Source organism: Nonomuraea antimicrobica (assembly GCF_039536965.1).
Taxonomy (GTDB): domain Bacteria; phylum Actinomycetota; class Actinomycetes; order Streptosporangiales; family Streptosporangiaceae; genus Nonomuraea; species Nonomuraea antimicrobica.
On the sequence record NZ_BAAAZP010000054.1, the window covers coordinates 1 to 5,916 of the forward strand.

Sequence of the window (5,916 nt, forward strand, 5' to 3'; positions counted from 1 at the left end):
GGCCGGGGAACGCTGGTGGCCGCTCGGCCTGCCGCTCGTCCTGGCGGGGGTGCTGGTCGCGGTGCCGTACGCGCTGGCCTCGCGCCGGGACCTCGGGGCCGCGCTGGTGGCCCCGCGCCCGGGACGCGCCGCGGCGGCCCCGTGGCTGCGCTCGCCGTTCACGCTGGGGCTGCGGCTCCAGCAGGCGTCCATCGGCTGGTGGGCGGCCGGGTTCCTGGTCGGCGGGCTGGTGCTGGGGGCCATGACGGGCGCGATGACGAGCACCGACCTGCCCATCTTCGCCGGCGCGGACCTCGGGCGGGCCTGGGTCGCCCTCATGGTGTTCACGGGGTCGCTCTGTGCGGGCGTGTTCGCGGTCCTGTCGGCGGTGCGGCTGCGGGCGGAGGAGGCACGCGGGCTGCTCGGCCCCGTGCTGGCCGGGCCCACCGGGCGATCGGCGTGGCTGGGGTCGTCGCTGGCGGTCTGCGCGCTCGCGGTGGTCGTCCTGCTCGGGGCGTACGGGGTGGGACTGGGCCTCGGGGCCGCCGCCTCGACCGGCGATCCCGCGCTCGCGGGCCAGGCCATCGGGGCGAGCCTGCTGCGCGTACCGGAGGTGCTGGTGCTGCTGGCCGTACCGGTCGCGCTGCTCGGGCTCGCGCCGCGCGCCGTGGGCGTGGCCTGGGGCGTCCTGGTGTACAGCGGGTTCGTCACGGTGCTGGGGCCGTACGCGGGGCTGCCGGGGTGGCTGGTGAACACCTCGGTGCTGTCGCACCTGCCCTGGCGCCCGCTCGGCGAGTTCGCCCCCGTGGCCACGGCGGCGCTCCTCGCCCTCGCGGCAGCCCTGGCCGCCCTCGGCCTCTACGGCTTCCACCGCCGCGACCTCACCTCGGGCTGACCAGTTGAGGGCGCCGGGATCGATCCCGGCGCCCTCCGGCCTGCGGGGCGGCAACGGCGAGAAGCCGCGGCGGACGGTCCTCAGTGCACTGGGCGGCACGGCCGTCCACCTCGGCACCGACCCCGGCAGAGCAGCGAGCTTCGATGCGGCCCTGCTGAACCTGTTCTGGAGCTCGATCAACGGGCTGATGCACTCTTACGCGCTCGCAGCCAGGCATCAGGTGCCGGCCACCGTGCCGGCCCCTCACGGCCGCCTGATGGCGCAGCTCGTCGCCGACCTGCTGCCCGGACTCGCGGCCGACATCGACGACGGCGGCTTCTCCGGTGCAGGGCCGTCGTCACCCACCCCGGTCGCCGCAAGCCTGGAGCACATCGTCCACCCTGACCGCGCTCCAGCCCACCTGCGGCATCGAGAACATCGCACTGACCGTGCCCGAGATCCGCCGCCTGCTCGCGACACTCATCCCGACCCGGTGCCGTCCGGCCGAGGAAGTCCTGCGCTCGTCCTGCCGGCGACGCCGACGCCAGGCCATCGCCCACGCAGACCCCACCATGATCGCGACCTCTATCCATAGGCTCCGGGTTCGAGCCCCGGGCACCCCTGCTGAATCGCCCCGGCTCGGTCGGGGTCAGGGAGAGGATCCATGATTCATGCGTCCCAGAACGTGGCAACCGCCAGTGGAGCTGTCGCCGGCCGAGCAGATCATGGCACTGCCAGGTGCGGGCTTTTGTGATGATTAGTGCGAAGGGTACGCGGTAGACGGGGAAATGAGGGTCGGAAGTGCGGGCTGACCAGGGCGGAAAGCGGCGAGGGCGACAGCCGATGAGACCCGATCCGGACTCTGGTGCGGCGGGGGCCTTCGCAGACCGGCTCCTGCGGCTGAAGGAGGAAGCAGGTGACCCCTCGTACGCGGAGATGTCCTCTCGACTCGGCGCGGCGGCCTCGAAGTCGTCGTTAGCCAGCGCTGCGCAGGGGCGGAAGTTGCCGAGTTGGGAAACGACTTGGGAGTTCGTCCGGGTCCTCGCGGTTCATCGCCTGGGGCGTGATCTCGAGGGGACCGAACGCGAGTGGCGAGAACTCTGGGAGCACGCGAGAGCGGCTTGTTCGGCTGCTGACGCCGGCGCATCCGGTGGAGCGGTGGCCATCAGTGCGGGTAACGAGCCCGCAACCGGGCCGCCGGCCGCCCCCGTTGAGGTCGTGATGGTTCCGGCGCCTTCGTCGAAATCCGCACGGTGGCACCGCACACTCTTCAGCGCCATGGCCCTGGCTGCCATCATCGTGCTCGGCCTGACATCCCTTTATCTGGCGATGAGCGCGGACCGAAACGACCCGGCAGCGGCGCCGACGGCGAGCCCGAGTGTCGCAGATAATTCAGAATTCATTGCTGACGTGACATATCCGGACGGCTCGAAGGTGCGACCGGGCTCTGTTTTCAGGAAGGTGTGGAGGATTCGCAACATCGGGACGACCTTCTGGGCGGACAGACGGCTGACTCGCGTCAATCCCGGACCTTGCCGATCACCTGAAATGGTGAGCATACCGCCGACAGCGCCTGGTCAAACCGTGGACATCGCGGTGGAGGTACAGGCCATCGACGAAGTCGGGCACTGCCTCATCTATTGGAAGATGACCGATGCGGAAGGGCGAGCGCTGCTTCCGGACAAGCGCCCGGTGTTTCTGGACGTGCAGGTAGGAGCGCCCTGACCTGCGGATCTATTTGTCCAATGTCCAAATCGCCGCGCTGGACGAACAATCTGTTGTCGGCCGGTTTTGCCTGTGCCAGCATGGCGGAGACCTTGGCACCCTAATGGAGTGGGATGCCAGGTCAGGCGCAATCCATCCATGAGGGGAAGGTTAATAGTGACTCAGGTAATCCGTTCTCTGGCCATCGCAATGGGTGCGGTTTTCATGCTGATGTCGTTCGGCAGCGGTGTTGCTGGGGCCGCCACTGCCTCCGCGTCCGCGGGAAGCGCGGCGGGCGTGCTTTGCAACGCCCCGGGAACCGGAAACACCACCGTTTGGGGTAAATGCTGGAGGGGCGGCACCACGAAGACCAGTCAGGCGCGTCTCGTGTACTGGTGCGTCAACGCGTTTGGCGGCGGTTCGAAGCAGTACAGCACCAAATGGAAGACGATCCCGGCCGGCAAGACGGTCAAGTTCGTGGGTGAGTGCACCTTCAAGGCTCGCAACCCCTACTTCCAGAAGCGCTGACTCGCCGCCGGTAAACGGTTCCACGGAAAAGACGATCGATGAAAGGCAATGATTTGCGTACACGTCGCAAGGTCGCGGCCCTGGCCAGCATGGTGATGGTCGCTTCCTGGCTCATCGTCAGCGCCACACCGGCCAGCGCGGCCGGTGAGTGCGGGGCAGGCTACCGGAAGGTCGGCAACTACAAGATCGGATCCGTCGGCGCGTTGGAGGTGTACTACAACTCCTCCAACGGGAAGAACTGCGCCATCACACGGGCCTCCCGCCCCAGCTCCGGCTACAAGCAGGCGGCCATCAGCGTGGAGAACCAGCCCTGGGCCGACTATGACGAAGGAAACTTCAAGTATTACGCGGGTCCGGTGTACGTCGACGCGCGAGGCAAGTGCATCGACGTCCAGGGATACATCGGCAGGACCTACGTCCTCAAGGAAACGGTCCACTGCGACTGACCCGGCTGAACGTGTCCGCGTGCGGTAGGTATTGGTCCAGATCTCGGGGGGAGTCTGCGGTGCTCGGCTGCCCTGCCGTCGGCCACCCCCGAGAGCCCGAGCGCCGTGGCACTGAAGCGGGTCTCAAGCAGGAAAAACACCTGGTTCAAGGTGACCCGGGCCGCGTTGGAGGCGCCGGAGGAGACGGTCAGCGAGCCTGACTGTCCGGTCGTATCCGGTGGGGTGGACACCCTGGTGGCGTTGTGGCACGAGTGCACCTACAAGAGCAGCACTTACCCCCGGCACCGGCAGCGCCGCCGGGGTGAGGACGTGGAAGTTCTCGAAGTCCGTGGCCAAGGACAGCGCGATCTGGGTGCGTACGTCAGCGACGGGTAGTTCACCCATGATCAGGCGAAGGTGCTCCACCGCTCGGACGCCTCCCGCACTGCTATGGCCGACGAAGGCGGCGGCTTTGTCGTTCCATTCGACGTACAGGAAGTCGATGGCGTTCTTCAGCCCGCCTGAAGTCGAGTGGTTGTACTCGGGGATGACGAACACGTACGCGTCGAAGGACGCGATCTTGGCGGCCCAGGCCCTGGTGTGTGCGTCGGCGTAGTGGCCCGTCGCCGGTGGCAGCGCCTCGTCCAGGTGCAGCAGGTTGAAGCCCTTGAGGTCGACGAGCTCGAACGAGGCGTCGTCCCGTCCGGTCGCCAGGTCGTGAGCCCAGCGGGCCACGGCCTCGCCGTTGCGTCCCGGGCGGATGCTGCCGATGATGACAACTACTTTGATCATGAATACATCCTTGGTGGGTCCGACCAAGTGCCGATCATTTGCGGCCGGGCAGGCTTGCGGCCATGACCAGGCCGGTCGCGGTGAGGATGTACATCCACGTCAGGGCTGAAGCGAAGCCGTCGGCGTTTCCAGCCCCGCCGGCGAGTGGAGCAGGGCGACCACTCCGGCCGGCAGCAGGAGCAGCCCGACAAGGTTCGCCGCGTTCCTCGTCCTGGGGGAACCACCGCAACGTCATGGCCGGCGAGACCAGGATGAGCGGCACGTTGACGAAGAAGACCCAGCGCCGGCCCCAGCCGTCGATCAGCACGCGGCCGAGCACGTGCCCGGAGATCGGGGCGATCCGCCCGACGAAGCCGACCTTGCCCATCACCCGGCCCAGGCGCTCAGGTCCCGCGGCGCGGCCCAGGACGAGCTGCGTCATGGGCAGGATCATGCCGCCGCGCTGGGTCGACTGCCCGATCGGGTAAAGACCCGTCACGTCGTTCATCGCTTGAATCCGCACCTTCCACCCGGTGGAACCTCAAGCGGTTTGTCGGAGATTCTCGCCGTAGAGCAGCCATTGACGGGGCGCGGACCACGTACGACATCCGCCGCAGCTACCGGCCCTGAGAAGGAAGCGCTCAACGTGCCGGCCATCCAGGTCGAACTCCTCGAGGTCGCCGCCACCGCAAGAACTGATCGGCGGGTCAGACGCCGTCCTCGCCCATGGGCGTGACGGGCCGATCCTCGGGCGGCGGCACCGGCCCGAGCGGGCGCCGGTTTCGGGATGGTTTCTGGCTCTTGACAAGGAGGTGACCGCGGCCCAGTATCTTCACCACTAACTTTATTCCTAAAGAAAGTCCTCGACACATGGCAGGCACGGACCGCGGCGATCTCACCAGGACGGCGATCCTCGCCCTGCTGGGCACGATCGGCCCGCTCAGCCGCAGCGAGATAGCCCGCGAGCTGGATCTCAGCCCCGCCACCGTCACACAGCTCACCAAAGAGCTGATCGGGCACGGGATGCTGGAGGAGCTGGATCTCAAGCCGTCGCGCGGCGGCCGTCCGGCGCAGCGGGTCGGGCTGGTGGGCAGTGCCGGGCGGGCCCTCGGCGTGAAGGTGATGGCCGAGCACCTGGTGCTGGTCGACGTACGGCTCGACGGAGAGGTGCTCGGCTCCTGGGAGATCCCCCACGACCCGGCGGCGCCCGACGCGCTCGACCAACTGGCGGGCGCCGTCGAGTCTGTGGTCCGCGAGGTCTCCGGCGTGCCGCCGCTGCTGGGGATCGGCGTCGGCGTGCCGGGCAGCGTGGACGACCAGGCTGTCGGCACGGTGAACGCGCCGACGCTCGGCTGGCAGGCGATGCCGGTGGGTGAGCGGCTGCGCCGCCGGCTCGACCTGCCCGTCCTGGTCGAGAACGACGTGAACGCGCTGGCCGCCGCCGAGCGCCTGTACGGCCGGGGGCGCACGCACCAGGACTTCCTCGTCCTGACGATCGGGCGGGGCGTCGGCGCGGCGATCGTCACGAACGGCCGCGTCTACCGGGGCGCGCGGGGCGGCGCGGGCGAGTTCGGTCACCTGCCGGTGGACCCGGCGGGGCCGCGCTGCGGGTGCGGCGCCCGGGGGTGCCTGGAG

Annotated in this window: 7 protein-coding genes and 1 pseudogene; 6 read left to right on the top strand and 2 right to left on the bottom strand. The window is 68.7% G+C overall.

Annotated elements, in window-relative coordinates:
- From ABD844_RS15150 to ABD844_RS15170, 5 genes and pseudogenes are all read left to right on the top strand, one after another.
- Positions 1-874, top strand: a pseudogene (locus ABD844_RS15150) (anibiotic ABC transporter efflux pump); the annotation flags it as partial.
- 4 nt (positions 875-878) lie between these two features.
- The gene (locus tag ABD844_RS15155; RefSeq protein WP_344877278.1) at positions 879-1,448 is read left to right on the top strand and encodes an imine reductase family protein; all 570 of its coding nucleotides are present in this window, start codon (positions 879-881) and stop codon (positions 1,446-1,448) included.
- Positions 1,449-2,011: 563 nt separating this feature from the next.
- Positions 2,012-2,578 (top strand): NBR1-Ig-like domain-containing protein, encoded by a 567-nt coding sequence (locus tag ABD844_RS15160; RefSeq protein WP_344877280.1) that lies wholly within the window; start codon positions 2,012-2,014, stop codon positions 2,576-2,578.
- A 156-nt stretch (positions 2,579-2,734) separates the two neighbouring features.
- Positions 2,735-3,085, top strand: a complete 351-nt coding sequence (locus tag ABD844_RS15165; protein ID WP_344877282.1) for a hypothetical protein — start codon at positions 2,735-2,737, stop codon at positions 3,083-3,085.
- 38 nt (positions 3,086-3,123) lie between these two features.
- Positions 3,124-3,531, top strand: coding sequence for a spore-associated protein A (locus ABD844_RS15170; RefSeq protein ID WP_344877284.1), 408 nt, complete (start codon positions 3,124-3,126; stop codon positions 3,529-3,531).
- Positions 3,532-3,654: 123 nt separating this feature from the next.
- Here ABD844_RS15170 and ABD844_RS15175 read toward each other — a convergent pair whose 3' ends face one another.
- Both ABD844_RS15175 and ABD844_RS15180 read right to left on the bottom strand, forming a co-directional pair.
- The gene (locus tag ABD844_RS15175; RefSeq protein ID WP_344877286.1) at positions 3,655-4,302 is read right to left on the bottom strand and encodes an NADPH-dependent FMN reductase; all 648 of its coding nucleotides are present in this window, start codon (positions 4,300-4,302) and stop codon (positions 3,655-3,657) included.
- A gap of 34 nt (positions 4,303-4,336) precedes the next feature.
- A complete protein-coding gene (locus ABD844_RS15180) occupies positions 4,337-4,789 on the bottom strand; it encodes an MFS transporter (RefSeq protein ID WP_344877288.1) in 453 nt (150 codons plus the stop codon).
- Between the two features lie 362 nt (positions 4,790-5,151).
- On the opposite strand from ABD844_RS15180, the gene ABD844_RS15185 reads away from it, so the two are divergent.
- Positions 5,152-5,916 (top strand): ROK family protein (locus ABD844_RS15185; RefSeq protein WP_344877290.1); only part of this gene is annotated, 765 nt, incomplete at its 3' end.

Coding starts and splice junctions, on each gene's coding strand:
- ABD844_RS15170 (WP_344877284.1), top strand. CDS start 3,124: ATGAAAGGCAATGATTTGCGTACACGTCGCAAGGTCGCGGCCCTGGCC.
- ABD844_RS15180 (WP_344877288.1), bottom strand. CDS start 4,789: ATGAACGACGTGACGGGTCTTTACCCGATCGGGCAGTCGACCCAGCGC.
- ABD844_RS15175 (WP_344877286.1), bottom strand. CDS start 4,302: ATGATCAAAGTAGTTGTCATCATCGGCAGCATCCGCCCGGGACGCAAC.